The 18,204-nt window shown below is 70.0% G+C and carries 16 protein-coding genes and 2 tRNA genes; 5 read left to right on the top strand and 13 right to left on the bottom strand.

All coding sequences use genetic code 11. The features are described 5' to 3' along the window. Position 1 precedes the first annotated feature (1 nt). Both OTB20_RS05220 and folC read right to left on the bottom strand, forming a co-directional pair. Positions 2-343, bottom strand: a complete 342-nt coding sequence (locus OTB20_RS05220) for a DUF4233 domain-containing protein (RefSeq protein ID WP_267753222.1) — start codon at positions 341-343, stop codon at positions 2-4. A gap of 3 nt (positions 344-346) precedes the next feature. Beyond that, positions 347-1,861: a bifunctional tetrahydrofolate synthase/dihydrofolate synthase gene (gene folC / locus OTB20_RS05215; protein WP_267815421.1), complete on the bottom strand. Its 1,515-nt coding sequence runs from the start codon at positions 1,859-1,861 to the stop codon at positions 347-349. 118 nt (positions 1,862-1,979) lie between these two features. Between folC and OTB20_RS05210 the strand changes: the two genes are divergently transcribed. Then, positions 1,980-3,044, top strand: a complete 1,065-nt coding sequence (locus tag OTB20_RS05210; RefSeq protein WP_267815420.1) for a rod shape-determining protein — start codon at positions 1,980-1,982, stop codon at positions 3,042-3,044. Between the two features lie 94 nt (positions 3,045-3,138). On the opposite strand, the gene OTB20_RS05205 is transcribed toward OTB20_RS05210, so the two are convergent. Further along, complete coding sequence (locus OTB20_RS05205) at positions 3,139-4,287, bottom strand: sensor histidine kinase (protein WP_267815419.1); 1,149 nt, start codon at positions 4,285-4,287, stop codon at positions 3,139-3,141. 140 nt (positions 4,288-4,427) lie between these two features. Between OTB20_RS05205 and OTB20_RS05200 the strand changes: the two genes are divergently transcribed. Beyond that, complete coding sequence (locus OTB20_RS05200; RefSeq protein WP_267815418.1) at positions 4,428-5,033, top strand: vitamin K epoxide reductase family protein; 606 nt, start codon at positions 4,428-4,430, stop codon at positions 5,031-5,033. Positions 5,034-5,118: 85 nt separating this feature from the next. On the opposite strand, the gene OTB20_RS05195 is transcribed toward OTB20_RS05200, so the two are convergent. Then, positions 5,119-7,767 carry a valine--tRNA ligase gene (locus OTB20_RS05195; protein WP_267815417.1) on the bottom strand — a complete coding sequence of 883 codons (2,649 nt, stop codon included), beginning with the start codon at positions 7,765-7,767 and terminating at the stop codon, positions 5,119-5,121. A 127-nt stretch (positions 7,768-7,894) separates the two neighbouring features. Here OTB20_RS05195 and OTB20_RS05190 point away from each other — a divergent pair, with 127 nt between their 5' ends. Further along, positions 7,895-8,854: a hypothetical protein gene (locus OTB20_RS05190; RefSeq protein WP_267815416.1), complete on the top strand. Its 960-nt coding sequence runs from the start codon at positions 7,895-7,897 to the stop codon at positions 8,852-8,854. A gap of 195 nt (positions 8,855-9,049) precedes the next feature. Here the strand turns inward: OTB20_RS05190 and OTB20_RS05185 are convergent, their stop codons facing one another. From OTB20_RS05185 to OTB20_RS05160, 6 genes are all read right to left on the bottom strand, one after another. Next, complete coding sequence (locus OTB20_RS05185; RefSeq protein ID WP_267815415.1) at positions 9,050-9,343, bottom strand: hypothetical protein; 294 nt, start codon at positions 9,341-9,343, stop codon at positions 9,050-9,052. Positions 9,344-9,519: 176 nt separating this feature from the next. Next, entirely contained in the window at positions 9,520-10,806 is a 1,287-nt protein-coding gene (gene clpX, locus OTB20_RS05180) for an ATP-dependent Clp protease ATP-binding subunit ClpX (protein WP_267815414.1), read from the bottom strand. A gap of 153 nt (positions 10,807-10,959) precedes the next feature. Next, entirely contained in the window at positions 10,960-11,631 is a 672-nt protein-coding gene (locus OTB20_RS05175) for an ATP-dependent Clp protease proteolytic subunit (RefSeq protein ID WP_324290337.1), read from the bottom strand. A gap of 84 nt (positions 11,632-11,715) precedes the next feature. Further along, the gene (locus tag OTB20_RS05170; protein ID WP_267753207.1) at positions 11,716-12,333 is read right to left on the bottom strand and encodes an ATP-dependent Clp protease proteolytic subunit; all 618 of its coding nucleotides are present in this window, start codon (positions 12,331-12,333) and stop codon (positions 11,716-11,718) included. A 297-nt stretch (positions 12,334-12,630) separates the two neighbouring features. Then, positions 12,631-14,025 (bottom strand): trigger factor, encoded by a 1,395-nt coding sequence (gene tig / locus OTB20_RS05165; protein ID WP_267815413.1) that lies wholly within the window; start codon positions 14,023-14,025, stop codon positions 12,631-12,633. A 189-nt stretch (positions 14,026-14,214) separates the two neighbouring features. Continuing rightward, positions 14,215-14,291 (bottom strand) — tRNA-Pro (locus tag OTB20_RS05160). A gap of 178 nt (positions 14,292-14,469) precedes the next feature. Between OTB20_RS05160 and OTB20_RS05155 the strand changes: the two genes are divergently transcribed. Beyond that, positions 14,470-14,543 (top strand) — tRNA-Gly (locus OTB20_RS05155). 87 nt (positions 14,544-14,630) lie between these two features. Here OTB20_RS05155 and OTB20_RS05150 read toward each other — a convergent pair. The 3 genes from OTB20_RS05150 to OTB20_RS05140 form a co-directional block, all read right to left on the bottom strand. Beyond that, on the bottom strand, positions 14,631-14,825 hold the full coding sequence (locus OTB20_RS05150; RefSeq protein ID WP_250739483.1) for a hypothetical protein: 195 nt from the start codon (positions 14,823-14,825) through the stop codon (positions 14,631-14,633). 130 nt (positions 14,826-14,955) lie between these two features. Beyond that, positions 14,956-15,411, bottom strand: a complete 456-nt coding sequence (locus tag OTB20_RS05145; protein ID WP_267753202.1) for an HD domain-containing protein — start codon at positions 15,409-15,411, stop codon at positions 14,956-14,958. Then, positions 15,408-16,802, bottom strand: a complete 1,395-nt coding sequence (locus OTB20_RS05140; protein ID WP_267815412.1) for a pyridoxal phosphate-dependent decarboxylase family protein — start codon at positions 16,800-16,802, stop codon at positions 15,408-15,410. Before OTB20_RS05140 ends, OTB20_RS05145 begins: the two co-directional genes overlap by 4 nt. A 670-nt stretch (positions 16,803-17,472) precedes the next feature. On the opposite strand from OTB20_RS05140, the gene OTB20_RS05135 reads away from it, so the two are divergent. Beyond that, positions 17,473-18,075: an AAA family ATPase gene (locus OTB20_RS05135; protein WP_267815594.1), complete on the top strand. Its 603-nt coding sequence runs from the start codon at positions 17,473-17,475 to the stop codon at positions 18,073-18,075. Positions 18,076-18,204 lie beyond the last annotated feature (129 nt).

Genomic DNA, 18,204 nt, shown 5'->3' with positions numbered 1-18,204 from the left:
CCTACGCCTCGGCCTGGGCCTGGGCGGCCCAGCGGGCCTTGATCTCGTCGATGCGGCGGCCGTAGTGGACCGAGCACCACCACAGGCCCGCGAACACCACGCCGAGGATGAACATCATCGGCACGACGAACCCGCTCAGCACCAGACCGATCTGCAGGGCCCAGCCGATCTGGACGGCCCCGGGGCGCGAGAGCATCCCGCACAGCAGTACCGACAGCAGCATCGCGATCCCGCAGACCGTCCAGACCGCGGCCTGGCTCAGATCCCCCTTCATCGCGACCAGCCCGGCGAAGCCGATCACGAAGAACTCGCCGATCAGCGTCGAAGCACACAGCGTGCGCATCCCTCAGCCCCTCTTCAGCAGCAGGCGGGCCTCGCCCACCGTGATCACGGACCCGGTCACCAGGACTCCGGCCCCTCCGTACTCCGCCTCTTCCTCCGCCAGCGTGATCGCCGCCTCCAGGGCGTCGTCCAGCCGCGGCTCCACCTGGACCCGGTCCACGCCGAAGACCTCGACCGCGATGGCCGCCAGATCGTCGGCGGACATCGCCCGGTGGCTGGTGTTCTCCGTGATCACGACCTCCGCGAAGATCGGCTCGAAGGCCTCGAAGAACCCGCGCACGTCCTTGCCCTCGCTCGCGCCCACGACCCCGACGAGCCGGCTGAAGCCGAAGGCCTCGGTCACCGCCTCCGCCGTGACCCGCGCCCCCGCCGGGTTGTGCGCCGCATCCAGGACCACCGTCGGGCTGCGCCGCACGACCTCCATGCGGCCGGGCGAGGTCACCGAGGCGAAGGCCTTTCGCACGGTCTCCACGTCCAGCGGCCGCGCGTGGGCCGCGCCGATTCCGAAGAAGGCCTCGACCGCCGCCAGGGCGACCGCCGCGTTGTGCGCCATGTGGGCGCCGTACAGCGGCAGGAAGATCCCGTCGTACTCGCCGCCCAGCCCGCGCAGCGTCAGCTGCTGCCCGCCCACCGCGACCTCGCGGGTGACGACGCCGAACTCCATGCCCTCGCGGGCCACGGTCGCGTCGACCTCCACGGCCTTCTTCAGCAGCACCTGCGCCGCGTCCACCGGCTGCTGCGCCAGGATCACGGTGGCGCCCTGCTTGATGACCCCGCCCTTCTCCGTCGCGATCTCGCCGGTCGTGGATCCGAGCCGGTCCGTGTGGTCCAGGCTGATCGGGGTGATCACGGCGACCGCGCCGTCGATCACGTTCGTCGCGTCCCAGGTGCCGCCCATGCCGACTTCGATCACGGCCGCGTCCACGGGCGCGTCCGCGAAGGCCGCGTAGGCCATGCCGGTGAGGACCTCGAAGAACGACAGCCGGAACTCCTCGGCCGCGTCCACCATGTCCACGTAGGGCTTGATGTCGTGGAAGGTCTCGACGAAGCGCTCGGCGGTGATCGGCGCACTGTCGAGGCTGATCCGCTCGGTGACCGACTGCACGTGCGGGCTGGTGTAGCGGCCCGTGCGCAGCTCGAAGGCGTTCAGCAGGGTTTCGATCATGCGGGCGGTGCTCGTCTTGCCGTTGGTGCCGGTGACGTGGATGGAGGGGTACGCGCGCTGCGGCTCGCCCAGGACGTCCATCAGCGCGGCGATCCGCGTGACGGACGGCTCCAGCTTGGTCTCGCCCCAGCGGCCGGCCAGCTCCTGTTCCACCTCCCTCAGCGCCTTGGCCACCTCGGGGTCGGCGGGCTCTTCGGGTACCGCGTCGCCCTGGGGCGGACCGGCCTGCGCGCGCAGGGTGCGGCTGCCCGCCTCGATCACCGCCAGGTCGGGGTCGCGGTCGGACTCTTCCGCCACGATCTGGTCGAATTCGTCGAAGCTGTCATCGTGGCTCTCGGGCTGCTGCTCACTCACGGGACCCAGTCTACGGACGTGGGCCGGAAGGACTTTCGGCCTGGTCCATTGGGGACCTTCGACGGCGAGGGCGACCAGATCGTTATGCAAGCCTTGCGGACAGGAGATTGGGGAACAAATGCCGCAGGCGCGCATTGAAAAGCCGGGGCCCACCAAGACGGCTTCCAGCCGCGACATAGGGATGGACCTGGGAACCGCCAACACCCTCGTCTACGCACGGGGGCACGGCATCGTCCTCAATGAGCCGTCCGTGGTCGCCGTCAGGGCGGGCACCACCACCGCACTGGCCGTGGGCACCGAGGCCAAGGAGACCATCGGCCGCACTCCCGGCTCCATCACCGCGATCCGCCCCCTCAAGGACGGCGTGATCTGCGACTACGAGGCCGCCGAGGAAATGATCCGGCACTTCGTCCGCAAGGCCGTCCCCGGCCGCCGGGTGCGCACCCGCATGGTGATCTGCGTACCCTCCGGGGTCACCCCGGTGGAACGGCGGGCCATCATCCACGCCTCCACCCGGGCCGGAGCCAAGACCGTGCACCTGATCGAGGAACCGATGGCCGCGGCGATCGGCGCCGGGCTCCCGGTGTCCGAACCGCGCGGCTCGATGGTCGTCGACATCGGCGGCGGCACCTCCGAGGTGGCGGTCATCTCACTGGGCGGCATCGTCACCTCGCAGTCCCTGCGGGTCGGCGGCGACCGGCTGGACGCCGCGATCACCGACCGGGTCCGCAAGGAGCACTCCCTGCTCATCGGCGACCGCACCGCCGAGGACGTCAAGATGGCCATCGGCTCGGCATGGCCGGTGCCGGACCGGCCGGACCTGGAGACCGCCACCTTCACGGTGCGGGGCCGCGAGAAGGTCGGCGGCATGCCCCAGACGCTCCAGCTCGACGCGCGCGACGTGCGGGCCGCCCTCGACGAGCCGATCGAGGCGATCATCGCGGCGGTGCGCACCACCCTGGAGCAATGCCCTCCCGAACTGTCCGGCGACGTCATGGAGCGTGGCATCGTCCTGACCGGCGGCGGCGCCCTGCTGCCCGGCCTGGACCTGCGGATGGCCGCCTCGACCGGGATCCCGGTCTCCGTGGCGGACGACCCGCTGGACTGCGTGGCACTGGGATCGGGCCGCTGCGTGGAGGACATGGACGCGCTCAGCAGCCTGCTGGCACCGGCGCGGGCGTAGCGCGCGGGGCTTCACGACGGGGCGGACGTCGCGCTGGCCCTGCGGACGTCGCTCCAATCCTGGCGGACGTCGCCCTGATCCTGCGGACCTCGCCTCAGCCCTTGGGGAGGGTCGCGACGACCTCGTACGAGTCCTCCGTGCGCGACGCCGTCAGGGTTCCGCCCAGACTGCGCACGCGCTCGGACATGCTCGCCGTGCCCGAGCCCGCCGAGACGGGGGCCCGGCCCGGGCCGCGCGTCGCCAGCCCGTTGCTGACGGCGATCCGCAGCTGCGGGCCGTGCGCCGCGATGGACACCTCGATGGTCTCGCCCCGGGCGTGCTTGGCGGCGTTGGTCAGGCACTCCTGCACCACCCGGTAGACCGCCGCCTGCCTCAGCGGCGACAGCCCGTGCACATCCGGATCCAGATCCAGCCGTACGGGTGACCCCGCGCGCCCGCTCTCCTCCGCGAGCGCCGCCAGCCCGTCCACGCCCGGGGTGGCCGCCCGTTCCCCACGCTGCACGATGATCTCGTTGAGCACCAGGTGGGCCCGGCGGGCGGTGTCGGCGAGCTCCTCGAAGTCCTTCGCGTACGCCGTCTCGCGCGAGCGCATCGACAGCACCTCGGAGCGGACCGTCAGCAGGGTCAGCTCCCGCCCGACGAAGTCGTGGACGTCGCGGGCCACGGAGGTCCGCTCCTGCTGGACGGCCTGCAGGACGGCCGACTCGGCGCGCCGGGTGTCGAGCTCGCGCACGAGGTCGTGGCGGTAGGCGGCGATGCCCACGGCCGAGGCCAGCACCCCGATGGGCACCACGAGGCTGAGGAAGGAACTGAGCGTCCCGACCCTCGGCTCGGGCCAGCCCGGCACGGCGAACACCACGAGCGTGAAGGCCACGTACCCGAGGGTCGCGAGGATCCCGGTGCGGCGGCCGCGGTAGCGCCCGACCGAGTAGAGGGCGAACTGGATCAGGGTGAGCTCGTGCAGCCAGCCGATGAAGAGCAGCGCGGTGAGGTAGGCGATCCAAGGCGCCCGCCGGCGCACCAGGAGGGTGAGACAGCCCGCGGTCAGCACCACGACGGCGAGCGGGCCGTTCAGGGAGTTGTCGGCGGCCGCCAGACCCGGCAGGTCCAGCGCCATCAGGCCGAAACAGCCGATTGCCGTGAGCACGTCCATCGCCCGCGGCGACCCGCTCCAGCTCTCGCTGAACCGGCGGCCTGAGGCCATGGCCCGGTGGAATGCGCGGGCGGCGGGCTTGACGTGCATGTCCCCCATCATCCGGGGTCCGCGCCGGGGAACCGCGTCGTCGGCGCCCGTCATGCAGTGATATACGGCACTTCCAACCGGTCCGGCCATGGCCGGATGGCCCTGCCGCCGGGACGCCCGCCTTCCGTAGCGTCGAAGGAATGACCCCGCGAACGACCCTCCGAACGAGCCCCCGGCCGAGCCCCGAGGAAACCGGCCCCGACCGCCCCTCCCGGGGCGTCCCGCTGCTCCTGCTCATCGGCGGCCTCATCGGCACCCTGGCCTCCGGCGTCCTCACCTACGACCGCATCCGCACCCTGGAGGACCCGCTCTTCACCCCGGGCTGCAACCTCAACGCGGTGCTGAGCTGCGGCGACGTGATGACCACCTGGCAGGGCAACCTGCTCGGCTTCCCCAACATGCTGCTCGGCATCGCCGGCTTCGCGGCCCTCGCCGCTCTGGGCGCGGCCCTGGTCGCCGGGGCGGTGCTCCCCCGTCTGCTGTGGCGCGGCCTGTGGGCCGGGATCGCGGCCGGGTTCGCCTTCACGGTGTGGCTGATCAGCCAGTGCCTGTACGTGATCGGGGCACTGTGCCCGTGGTGCATGGTCGTCTGGGCGGTGATGATCCCGCTGTTCTGGTACGTCACCCGCCACCTGGCCCCGGCCGGCTCCCGGCTGCGGGCGCTGCCGCACTGGTTCGTCCCGCTGGCCCTGTACGGGGTGGTCGTGGCGCTCATCCTGACGAAGTTCGGTACCCGGCTGCTGTGACGGCCGGTCCCGTCCGGGGAAGGCATACGCCGAAGGCCCCCACGTCGACCGACGGCGTGGGGGCCTTCGTACGTACTCCGGGCGGCTACGCGGGGGGCAGCGCGTCCAGCTGGGCCTGGATCCGGGTGATGTCGCCCTCGGCCTTGGTCAGGCGGCCCTTGATCTTGTCCACGACGTTGTCGGGGGCCTTGGCGATGAACGCCTCGTTCCCCAGCTTCGCCTCGGCCTGCTGCTTCTCCTTCTCGGCGGCGGCCAGGTCCTTGCTCAGCCGCTTGCGCTCCGCCGGGATGTCGATGGTGCCCGACAGGTCGAGCGCGACGGTGCCGCCGCCGACCGGAAGGGTCGCGGTGGCGCTGAAGGCGTCACCCTCCGGCTGGAGGCGCAGCACCTGACGGATGGCGGCCTCGTGGGCGGCCAGCGCGGTGGCGGACAGGTCCAGGCGGGCCGGGACCTTCTGCTTGTCGTCGAGGCCCTGCTCCTTGCGGAACCGGCGGACCTCCCTGACCAGGCTCTGGACGCCCTCGATCTCGGCCTCGGCGGCCGCGTCGCGGAAGCCGCCCGGGGCGTCAGCCCCAGGAACGGACACAGCCTTGGGCCAGTCGGCGATCACCAGGGACTCGCCGCCGGTCAGCGTGGTCCACAGCGTCTCCGTGACGAAGGGGACCACCGGGTGCAGGAGCCGCAGCATGACGTCGAGGACCTCGCCGAGAACCCGGCCGGAGACCTTGGCCTGCTCGCCGCCCGCGAAGAAGGTCGTCTTCGACAGCTCGACGTACCAGTCGAAGACCTCGTCCCACGCGAAGTGGTAGAGGGCGTCCGACAGCTTCGAGAACTGGTAGTCCTCGTAGTACGCGTCGACCTGCGCGACCGTCTTGTTCAGACGGGACAGCACCCAGCGGTCGGTGGCGGACAGTTCCTCGACCGGCGGCAGCTCGCCCTCGATCGTGGCGCCGTTCATCATCGCGAAGCGGGTGGCGTTCCAGATCTTGTTGGCGAACTTGCTGGAGGCCTGGACCCAGTCCTCGCCGATCGGGACGTCGACGCCCGGGTTGGCGCCGCGCGCCAGGGTGAAGCGGACCGCGTCGGATCCGTACTTGTCCATCCAGTCCAGCGGGTTGACCGCGTTGCCGAAGGACTTCGACATCTTCTTGCCGCGCTCGTCGCGGACCATGCCGTGCAGGGCGATGGTGCCGAACGGCGGAGTGCCGTCCATCGCGTACAGGCCGAACATCATCATCCGGGCGACCCAGAAGAAGAGGATGTCGTAGCCGGTGACCAGGACGGCGTTCGGGTAGAACTTCGCCAGGCTGTCCGTCTGCTGCGGCCAGCCGAGCGTGGAGAACGGCCACAGGCCTGAGGAGAACCAGGTGTCCAGGACGTCCGTGTCCTGGGTCCAGCCCTCGCCGGCCGGCGGCTGCTCGTCGGGGCCGACGCAGACGATCTCGCCGTTCGGGCCGTACCAGACCGGGATGCGGTGGCCCCACCACAGCTGGCGCGAGATGCACCAGTCGTGCAGGTTGTCGACCCAGTCGAAGTAGCGCTTCTCCATCTCCTGCGGGTGGATCTTGACCCGGCCGTCGCGGACCGCGTCACCGGCGGCCTTGGCGAGCGGGCCGACCTTGACCCACCACTGCAGCGACAGGCGGGGCTCGATGGTGGTCTTGCAGCGCGAGCAGTGGCCGACCGAGTGGGTGTACGGGCGCTTCTCGGCGACGATCCGGCCGTCGGCGCGCAGCGCGGCGACGATGGCGGAGCGGGCCTCCAGCCGGTCCAGGCCCTGGAAGGGGCCGTGGACGGTGATGACGGCGTGTTCGTCCATGACGGCGAGGTTGGGCAGGCCGTGGCGCTGGCCGATCTCGAAGTCGTTCGGGTCGTGCGCCGGGGTCACCTTGACGGCGCCGGTGCCGAACTCGGGGTCGACGTGCTCGTCGGCGACGACCGGGATGCGGCGGCCGGTCAGCGGCAGCTCGATCTCGGTGCCGACGAGGTGCTTGTAGCGCTCGTCCTCGGGGTGGACCGCGACGGCGGTGTCACCGAGCATCGTCTCGGCGCGGGTGGTCGCCACGACGATGGAGGCGTCGCCGTCGCCGTAGCGGATGGAGACGAGCTCGCCCTCGTCGTCCTGGTACTCGACCTCGATGTCGGAGATCGCGGTCAGGCAGCGGGGGCACCAGTTGATGATGCGCTCGGCGCGGTAGATCAGCTCGTCGTCGTAGAGCTTCTTGAAGATGGTCTGGACGGCCTCGGACAGGCCCTCGTCCATGGTGAAGCGCTCGCGCGCCCAGTCGACGCCGTCGCCGAGGCGACGCATCTGGCCGGAGATCTGGCCGCCGGACTCGCCCTTCCACTGCCAGACGCGCTCGACGAAGGCCTCGCGGCCCAGGTCGTGGCGGGACTTGCCCTCCTTGGCGAGCTCGCGCTCGACGACGTTCTGGGTGGCGATGCCCGCGTGGTCCATGCCGGGCTGCCACAGGGTCTCGTAGCCCTGCATGCGCTTGCGGCGGGTGAGGGCGTCGATCAGCGTGTGCTCGAAGGCGTGCCCCAGGTGGAGGCTGCCGGTGACGTTCGGCGGCGGGATGACGATGGCGTAGGGAGGCTTCTCGCTCTTCTCGTCCGCCTCGAAGTACCCACGCTCTACCCAGCGCTCGTAGAGCTTCCCCTCTACGGCGGCCGGCGCGTAGGCGGTCGGCAGTTCGGAGTCGGGGCTGCTGGGTGTCTGCGGGTTCTCGGTCACGCGGCACAGTTTAGAGCGGTAACAGTCCAGTCATGAAACCGGCTTTACCGGGGCCCGGCGCCCTGTGCCCCTCCGGCTTCCGCCAGGATGTGTGGGACGCATAAACAACCTCATGGGGGGACGCGGGATGAGCTACAACCAGCCGGGGCCGTACGGAGGCCAGCAGCCGCAGCAGCCGGGGCCCTACGGGCAGCAGCCGCAGCAGCAGCCGGGACCGTACGGGCAGCAGCCCGGGCCTTACGGGCAGCAGCCGGGCTACGGCTACCCGCAGCAGGCCCCCCAGGGAGTTCCCCAACAGGGCTACCCGCAGCAGCAGCCCGGCTTCCCCCAGCAGCAGGCTCCGTACGGCGGCTACCAGCAGCAGCCTCCGTACGGCGGGACGCCCCCGCAGGCCCCGAAGAAGTCGAAGGCCGGCGTGATCATCGCGGTGGTCCTGGCGGTCGCCGTGATCGGCGGCGGCGCGTACTGGTTCCTGGGTGCGGGCGCCGGCAACGGTGGCGTCTCCGCCTCCACCAAGGGCTACAAGTTGACCTACCCGCAGGTCGTCGCGGGGTACGCACAGGCATCGACGTCGAAGCCCGTGCCGGACGCCCCTCTGGCGGGAGAGCAGAAGGCGAAGGCCGAGGCTCTCGGTGTGCAGAAGCCGCACAACGCGTCGGCTTCGTACTCCAACAGCCCGAGCGGCAAGGGCAAGATCCTCAGCGCCAATGGACTGTGGGGCGAAATCGCCGACCCGGAGAAGAGCGTCGACTCCTACTACGCCAACATCGGCCTGAACAACAAAGAGGCCGAGACGCTCGGGTTCAAGTACGGGCTGGTCGGCACCCCGAAGACGTTCACGCCGAGCGGGTTCAAGGGTGCCGTGATGAAGTGCGTCGAGATCAAGATGACCGCCACCAAGGACGTCAAGCCCGGAATGCCGAAGGAGATGACGATCCCCAGCTGCGCCTGGGCCGACTATTCCGTCATGTCCGGGACCAGTCTCGTCGACCAGATCGCAGGCGTGACCGGGGGCAGCAGCGGTTCGCTCGAGGACGTGTCCGAGCTGGCCGCAAAGCTGTACAACACGTCACGCACCAAGATTTGACGGATCGACAGACACCCCGTCCGTCCGCAGGTTGAGGCTCCCCCATCGCGCGCGGGAGGCGCTGACCAGCTCAGGGCGCGGGCTCGGCCCCCGGGTACGGGTGCTCGCCACTGAGCGCGGTCACCTGGGCCGGGTCGGGTCCGGCGCCGCGCCGTGCCGTGGCGCATCAGTGCCTTTCGCCGTACACCGGCGAGTTCACGCTCGACGCGAGGCCTGGTAGCACGCTTCCTGAATGTGATTCGCGTTCGGCACTCCCGCTTGCACCAGGAGGCCTTGGCAAGCAGACCTGCCGATGACGGCGTTCAGGCCCCTGGTCGCACCCCGCTCGCACGCGGAGATCACGTTGGGCCCGACCTTGTAGCCCATGTTCCGCATGTAGTTGGCGCAGTCGCCGTACGTGGCGTGCGCGGGCGATGCCACGAGGACGGGCAGCGCACCTGCCATTACCGTTGCCGCCAGGATCCCGACCGTCCGCCGCACCTTGATCATCGACAACTCCCCGCTCAAGTGAATTACCGCCGGGCAGCAGTTGATCACTCACCGTTTGCGGAGTCCATTAAATATCACCCCTATGGCCGAACATGTCTCATTTGGATGATCTTGGGCATGAAAAAGGGGCGCCTCCCGTGTCGGGGGCGCCCCTTCCTCGTGCCTGCTGCCTGCTGTTAAGCCGACTTCTCCTGCGGCCCCTGGTCCTTCGGAACGATCCGCGGGACCAGCGTCGGGTTGACGTTGGAGCGGACCACGTCCGAGGTGATGACCACGCGGGCCACGTCCTTGCGGGACGGAACCTCGTACATCACCGACATCAGGACCTCTTCCATGATGGCGCGCAGGCCGCGCGCGCCGGTCTGGCGGAGGATCGCCTGGTCTGCGATGGCTTCGAGGGCCTCGTGCTCGAACTCCAGCTCCACGCCGTCGAGTTCGAACAGCCGCTGGTACTGCTTCACCAGGGCGTTGCGCGGCTCGATGAGGATCTGGAGCAGGGCCTCGCGGTCCAGGTTGTGCACGGAGGTGATGACGGGCAGACGGCCGATGAACTCGGGGATCATCCCGAACTTCACCAGGTCCTCCGGCATGACCTCCTGGAACTGGTTGCTCGCCTCGATCTCGCGCTTCGAGCGGATGGTCGCCCCGAAGCCGATGCCCTTGGCGCCGGCGCGCGATTCGATGATGCGCTCCAGACCGGAGAAGGCGCCGCCCACGATGAACAGCACGTTCGTCGTGTCGATCTGGATGAATTCCTGGTGCGGGTGCTTACGGCCGCCCTGCGGCGGTACGGAAGCGGTCGTGCCTTCCAGGATCTTCAGGAGGGCCTGCTGCACGCCCTCACCGCTCACGTCGCGCGTGATCGACGGGTTCTCGCTCTTGCGGGCGACCTTGTCGATCTCGTCGATGTAGATGATCCCGGTCTCGGCCTTCTTGACGTCGTAGTCAGCGGCCTGGATCAACTTGAGCAGGATGTTCTCGACGTCCTCGCCGACGTACCCGGCCTCCGTCAGCGCCGTCGCGTCCGCGATGGCGAACGGGACATTGAGCATCCGGGCCAGCGTCTGGGCCAGCAGCGTCTTGCCCGAGCCCGTGGGGCCCAGCAGCAGGATGTTGGACTTCGCGAGCTCGATCGCGTCGTCACGGCCCGTCCCGCCGCCGTTCTCGCCGGCCTGGACGCGCTTGTAGTGGTTGTACACAGCAACGGAGAGCGCCTTCTTCGCCGGCTCCTGGCCGACGACGTAGCTCTCCAGGAACTCGTAGATCTCACGGGGCTTGGGAAGTTCTTCCCAGCGAACCTCGGAGGTCTCCGCGAGTTCCTCTTCGATGATCTCGTTGCAGAGGTCGATGCACTCGTCGCAGATGTACACACCGGGTCCCGCGATGAGCTTCTTCACCTGCTTCTGGCTCTTTCCGCAGAACGAGCACTTGAGCAGGTCGCCGCCATCACCGATGCGTGCCACGAGGTGCTTCCCCTTCGCCTGGGAGACGCCTGGTTCAGCGCTCCTGGTGCCTCATATCCGACGGTACCTTGCCGGGGGCCCCGAGCGGGGCCCCCTTGACGTGGTTCACATCGCCCAATCCGGCGACGTGCCCACGCCAACTGACGGCAAGGATCAGTTCGAAGTCTTACGGGTCGCGACGACCTGGTCGATCAGGCCGTACGCCAGCGCGTCCTGGGCCGTGAGGATCTTGTCGCGCTCGATGTCGTCGCGGATCTTCTCGATCGGCGTCGAGGAGTGCGTGGCCAGCATGTTCTCCAGCTGGTCACGCATGCGCAGGATCTCGTTGGCCGCGATCTCCAGGTCGGAGAGCTGCTCACGGCCGGTACCGCCCGAGGGCTGGTGGATCAGCACGCGTGCGTTCGGCAGCGCCATGCGCTTGCCGGGCGCACCGGCGGCGAGCAGGACGGCGGCGGCGGAGGCCGCCTGGCCCATGCAGACCGTCGAGATGTCCGGCTTCACGAACTGCATCGTGTCGTAGATCGCCGTCAGCGCGGTGAAGGAACCACCGGGGCTGTTGATGTACAGGTAGATGTCGCGGTCCGGGTCCATCGACTCCAGGCACAGCAGCTGCGCCATGACGTCGTTGGCGGAGGCGTCGTCGATCTGCACGCCGAGGAAGATGATGCGCTCCTCGAAGAGCTTCGCGTACGGGTCGTACTCGCGCACGCCCTGCGAGGTGCGCTCGACGAAGCGCGGGATGACGTAGCGGCTGTCCACCGGCGCGCCGGTGTAGAGGCCGCTCGCGGGAGAGAGGTTGTTCATGTGCATCTGGGTGTTCACCATCCTGGTGGCGTTCTGCGGGCTGAGGCTTGCCTGTGCTGGCGGGCGTACGGGCCCTTCGCGGGGTCCCGCGCGCCGGGGCCGGGATCAGGCCCCGGTGCCGCCGCCGCCGGGGACCAGGGACGCGGCGGAGATGATCTCGTCGATGAGGCCGTAAGCCTTGGCCTCTTCCGCCGTGTACCAGCGGTCGCGGTCGCCGTCGCGGATGATCGTCTCCACGCTCTGACCGGAGTGGTGGGCGGTGATCTCAGCCATGCGCTGCTTCGTGCGCAGCAGGTACTGGGCCTGGATCTTGATGTCCGAGGCGGTGCCGCCGATACCGGCGGAGCCCTGGTGCATCAGGATGTCGGTGTTCGGGAGCGCGAAGCGCTTGCCCGCGGTGCCGCCGGTGAGCAGGAACTGGCCCATGGAGGCCGCCATGCCCATACCGATGGTGACGACGTCGTTCGGGATGTACTGCATGGTGTCGTAGACCGCCATGCCTGCCGTCACCGAGCCACCGGGGCTGTTGATGTACAGGTAGATGTCCTTCTCCGGCTCGGCGGCCAGGAGCAGGAGCTGCGCCGTGATCTTGTTGGCGATGTCGTCGTCGACCTGCTGACCGAGGAAAATGATGCGCTCGCCGAGCAGCCGGTTGTAGACATGGTCGCCGAGGCCGCCACCGATGGACGGCTCACCCGCGGCGTAAGGCTTCAGATTCGTCACGTATCCACCTGCTCGTCTCCGACGGCCATGTGCCGTCTCAGCGTCTCGTTCTGGGGCGCGGACCGGCCGTGCGGACGATGCCCGCCGGCGTCGGGTACTCCCGTGCCCTCGTATTCATGGACCCTAACGCGCAGCTACGACAACGCCATCCCGCTTCCCGAACTGTTCGCTCGGAGCGCAAGGTCAAAGGCCCCTCGCGAAGGGCCTCCAGGGGGAAAGCCGAAGGGCCCGGACGCGATGGCGTACGGGCCCTTCGGGGCGTGCTCGGGCGCTGCTCAGCGGGGGTGAACCCGGGTGTTACTTGGTGTCGTCGGCGGCAAGCTCGCCGTCGGCCTCGACCGCGTTCTCGACGATCTCAGCGGCCTGCTCGGCCTCGTCCTCGTCATCGGAGAGGTCAACGACCTCACCGTTGGTGTCGGTGACCTTGGCGGCCTCCACGACGGCCGCGAGGGCCTTGCCGCGGGCAACCTCGCCGACGAGCATCGGAACCTGGCCACCCTCGACGACCGCCTGAGCGAACTGGTCGGGGGACATGCCGGAGGAGGCGGCGCGACGCATGAGGTGCTCGGTGAGCTCCTCCTGGTTCACGTTCAGCTTCTCCTTGTTGACCAGCTCGTCGAGGACGAACTGGGTCTTGATGCCCTTGATCGCCTGCTCGGCGGTCTCGGCGTCGAACTCCTCGACCGTCTTGCCCTGGATCTCGAGGTACTTCTCGAGGTCGATGCCCATCTGGCCGAGCTGGTGGTGCTCGAGGTTGTGCTTGCGGGTCTGGACCTCGTCCGCGAGGAGCTTCTCGGGGATCGGGACCTCGACGAGCTCCAGCAGCTTCTCCAGGACGCGCTCCTGGGCCTGCGTGGCCTGGTCGTACTGCTTCATGTTCTCGAGGCGCTTGCGGCTGTCCGCCTTGAGCTCTTCGAGGGTGTCGAACTCGCTCGCCATGCCGGCGAACTCGTCGTCCAGCTCCGGCAGCTCGCGGGCGGAGACCTTGGTGACCTTGACGGTGACCTCGGCGTCCTTGCCCTCGGCGGAGCCGCCCTTCAGCTGGGAGGCGAAGGTGGCCTCGCCACCCGCCTCCAGGCCCTTGACGGCCTCGTCGATGCCTTCAAGAAGCTCGCCCGAGCCGATGGTGTAGGAGACGTCCTGGGCGACACCGTCCTCCAGCACCTCGCCGTCGACCTTGGCCTCGAGGTCGATCGTCACGACGTCGCCCTCTTCGGCGGCGCGCTCGACGTCCTTGGTGGACGCGAAACGGCCGCGAAGCTGCTCGACCGACTTCTCGACGTCCTCGTCCGAGACCTCGACGGCGTCCACGGTGACCTCGATGCCGGAGTAGTCCGGGATCTCGATCGCGGGGCGGATGTCGACCTCGGCGGTGAAGGCCAGCAGTTCGCCGTCCTTCAGCTCCGTGATGTCGACGTCGGGCTGGCCCAGCGGGTTCAGGTCGGCCTCGGTGACGGCCTCGGTGTAGAACTTCGGGAGGGCGTCGTTGACGGCCTCCTCCAGCACCGCACCGCGGCCGAAGCGCTGGTCGATGACGCGGGCCGGGATCTTACCCTTGCGGAAGCCCTTCACCGTGACCTGCTGGTTGATCTTCTTGTAGGCCGCGTCGAGGCTGTCCTTGAGCTCCTCGAAGGGCACCTCAACAGTGAACCGAACCCGAGTCGGGTTCAGGGTCTCCACGGCGCTCTTCACGGTTCGGTCTCCTTGGTGGCTGACTGCTGGGGGTCTCCGCTTGTCGCCGCGGTCTAGCGGTTCTCAGCGGATCGGGCCCGGTACATCAGACACACGGGCACGCAGCTTGCATAGTAGCCGCAAGCGGCAATCAGCCCACAACGCGATCATCGGCGCGGTCTCCGTAGAAGATCCGCGCGCTACTCCTGCTGGTCGGGGTGGCCGGATTCGAACCGACGACCTTCCGCTCCCAAAGCGGACGCGCTACCAAGCTGCGCCACACCCCGTCGGTGCGACACGTAGGGTACATGCCTGGAGACCCTCCGCCGCGCGGAGTTTCGGCGAAAACACCGGCCCGGCACCCCCGCGGCCACGCGCGGGCGGCAAATGCGGTGTGCGATCCCCCACCGGGACCCGCTAGGATGCTGTTCGTGCCGAGGTCCCCGGACCTGCGGCGCACGCGTTGCGGGTGTAGCTCAATGGTAGAGCACTAGTCTTCCAAACTAGCTACGCGGGTTCGATTCCCGTCACCCGCTCCAGATGGCTCAGGGCCAGGTCAGAGGATGTTTCCTCGGACCTGGCCCTGATGCGTTCCCGGGGTTGTGTGGTGCCTCGGGGTTGCTTGCTCAGAGTTTGATGCCCGCGATCGTGTCCGCGAGGGAGTTCAGGAATCGGTTGACGTCCGGAGCTATGGAGCTGGACGCGAGGAAGAAACCGAAGAGGACGGCGACGATCGCGGGGCCGGCCTTGAGGTGGCCTCCACGGACGAGCACCACCAGGATGATCGCCAACAGAACCACTACTGACAGCGAAATGGCCACTTCTGATCACACCTTCGGTCGTCCCCTGGTCGGCCCGGGGTGCGGCCGTGCGCACCCCCACATCGTCCATCTTCCCACCAACGGGCCCCGGCTATCCGTCTCGTGAAGAAGAGACAGGGTTGCGTTTGCGTCAGGGCGTGGTGAGGCCGAGCAGGGAACGGACATTGGCGTACTTCCCGGACAGCCGGTCGCGGGTGGGGGCGTCGAGGACCGCGAGGCGGGCGGGGTCCGCGTTGTGGGCCAGGTCGGCTTCCTTGACCAGCAGGGCGCCGGGGGTGGCGAGGATGCGGGCCGTGTACGCCTCGACCGGTTCGCCGGGCCGTTTGGTGACGGCCAGGACCATGTCCTTGACGGACTGCGGGAGTCCGGCCGATTCCAGCCAGGCCGGGGTGAGGGCTTCGTCCTCGATCGCGTCGTGGAGCCAGGCCGCCGCCTGCTGTTCGGCGGTGCCGCCGCGGACGCGGACGCCCTCGGCGACGGCGGCCAGGTGTTCGGCGTACGGCCGGCCGGCCTTGTCGGTCTGGCCCTCGTGTGCGGCGCGGGCCAGTGCCTCGACCTCGATGAGTGTCAGCGGTCCGTCCGTCATACGAGCTCCTTTGCCGCCGCGTGGAGGGCCTGCGCGGCCCGGCGTACATCCGCTTGCGTGGTACGCCAGTTGGAGAACGCCGCGCGCAGGGCGGGGGTTCCCGCGTACGTCGTGGGGGTGACGAACACCTCGGGTCCGGCGGCCTCGCGCAGGGCCGTGAGGCGGGCCGGGGTGGGCGACTTGGCGAGGGTGAAGCAGACGACGTTCAGCCGGACCGGGGCGAGGACGGTGAAGTACGGGTCCCGGGAGAGGGCTTCGCCGAGGGAACGGGCGCAGGCGATGTCGCGTTCCACGATCTCGCGGTGGCCCTCGCGGCCGTAGGCGCGCAGCGTGAACCAGGCAGCGAGGGCGCGCAGTCGGTGGGAGTTCTCCGGGGTGAGGTGCACCAGGTCGGGATCCTCGCCGAGTGGGCCGAGGTAGGCGGCGGCGTTCTGGAACACGCGGGCCTGGAGGTCGCGGCGGCGGGTGAACTGGACGGCGCTGTCGTAGGGGACGTTGAGCCACTTGTGCAGGTCGACGCAGACGGAGTCGGAGGCGTCGAGGCCGTCGGTGAGGTGGGCGTGCTCCGGGGAGAGCGCGGCGAAGGCGCCGAACGCGGCGTCCGTGTGCAGCCAGAAGTCATGGCGTTCGCGGAGGGCGGCGATCGCGCGGAGGTCGTCGAAGTCCACGGTGTTGACGGTGCCGGCGTTGGCGACGACGACGGCGGGCCGGCCGGCCGAGTCGGCGAGGGCGCGGTCCAGGGCGGCCGGGTCCACGGCCTCGCGGCCGGGCAGGGTCGGTACGGGGACCAGGGCGGCGCGGCCGAGCCCGAGGACGGAGAGGGCCTTGGCGATGGAGGAGTGCGGGGCACCGGACAGGACGCGGACCGGGCCGAGGGCGGCCGCGCCGTCCTCGGCCGGGGAGACGCCGAGGCGTTCGCCTAGCCATTCGCGGGCGATGGCCAGGCCGGTGGTGTTGGACATGGTGGCGCCGCTGACGAAGGTCCCGGTGTGGGCGTCGGAGAGGTGGAAGAGCTCGCGGAGCCAGGTGACGGTCTCGCGTTCGAGGTCCTGTCCGGCGCCGTCCAGGGCGGAGTTGGAGTTCTGGTCGTGGACCGCGGTGAGCCAGTCGCCCGCGAGGGCAGCGGGGGTGGCGCCGCCGGTGACGAAGCCGAGGTAGCGGGGCCCGGCGGAGGCCGACAGCCGCCCGGCCCAGCGCTCCCCGAAGGCGGCGAGGGCCGAGTCGGTGCCGGCGCCGTGTTCGGGGAGCGGCTCCGGAGCCGGGCTCCCGTCCGGGCGGGGAGGTACGACGGGACGCGCGTCCAGCGCCGCGAGCGTCGCGGCGGCGGCGTCGCGGGTGGCGGCGAGGAGCTCGGGGAGGCGGGCCAGGTCGGCGGCGAGGGTGCGGTCCATGGGGGCACGCTATGTCCCGCCGGGCCGCGCCGAACGGGCCAATCGCAACCGAGTGGCCGGGCGGGTCGCTGCGCGGCTGGGACGGGTACCCGACGGCGGGCTTCGCCGCGCGGGGCGGATCGCTGCGCGGCTAGGGAGGATGCACGACGGTGTGGGGCGCTGCGCGGGCCGGACCCATGCAGGGCCGTGCGGTTCGTCGCGCGAGGCGGGCCTGCACACAGCGGTGCCGGGCGCTGCGCGGCGGGGGCGGATGCACGGCCGTGCGGTTCGCTGCGCTGCGCGGGGCGCGGCCCGCACGCGGCCGTGTGGGTCGCCGCGCGGGCCGGAGCCCGCACAAAGCCGTACGGATCGCTGCAGCGGCCGAAACCCGCACGCGGCGGTACCTCGCGCGCCTCTGCGTGCGGGGCAGTGCAGGCGCGCGGGGTTCGGGCTGGCGGGGAGCCGGGCCGTAGGGTCTGGAGATGGTCGCGAAGCGGTGGGTTCGGGGCGGTGGTGTCGTGGAGTGGGCCCCGGCCGGGGGTGTGGTGGCGGGGCGGGTGGGCAGGGTGGTGGCTCGGGGTGATGCGACCAGGCCGCGGCCGGCGCAGTTGACGGACGTCGGCAAGGTTCGTGCGACGCGGCCCGCGGGCCTCGGCAGGAGCGGGCCCGGGTGGGAGGTGTGGGCGTGGGTGTGATCGTGTGGCTCAACGGGCCCTTCGGCGGCGGGAAGACGCAGACTGCGTACGCCCTGCACCGGCGGGTGTCCGGGAGTGTGGTGTGCGATCCGGAGCACGTCGGGTTCGGGCTGCACCGGATGACCCCGCCGGCGCTGCGCGGGGACTTCCAGGATCTTCCCGCGTGGCGGCAGGGCGTGTTCGAGGTGCTGGATCTGGCGGCCCGTGAGCACCCCGGTGCGGTGATCGTGCCCATGACCCTCACCGATGTCGGGTACTTCGCCGAAACGGTGGGCCGGCTGCGCGAACGCGGGCACGACGTACGCCACTTCGCGCTGCTGGCCGAGCGTGCGACCGTGCTGCGACGACTGCGCGAGCGGGGTTTGGGGCGCGGGTTGAAGCGGGAGAGTTTCGCGGTGGCCCGGCTGGACGGGTGTCTGGAGGCCCTGCGGGCGCCGGAGTTCGCCGAGCAGGTGGAGACCGATCGGATCGGTGTGGCCGAGGTGGCCGCGCGGGTCGGTGCCTGCGCCGGGCTGTACGTGGCGCCGGACACCGACGGCGCGCTCCGCGGGCGGGTTCGGCGCGCGCTGGTCGGGGTGCGGCACATCAGGTTCGACTGAGGCGCAGGGTGCGGCGGGCAGGGAGGCCGTGGAGGCCGGGGTCGGGGTGGCGGCGGCCGCCACGGAGGAACCGTACGCCAGACCCGTCGGCAGACAGCCGGACCGGGCAAAGGACTGGGCGAGCCGCGG

Source organism: Streptomyces sp. H27-H1 (assembly GCF_026627445.1).
Classification (GTDB): domain Bacteria; phylum Actinomycetota; class Actinomycetes; order Streptomycetales; family Streptomycetaceae; genus Streptomyces.
Note: the sequence above shows the minus strand (reverse complement) of the source record. Positions and strands in the feature narration are given on the sequence as shown.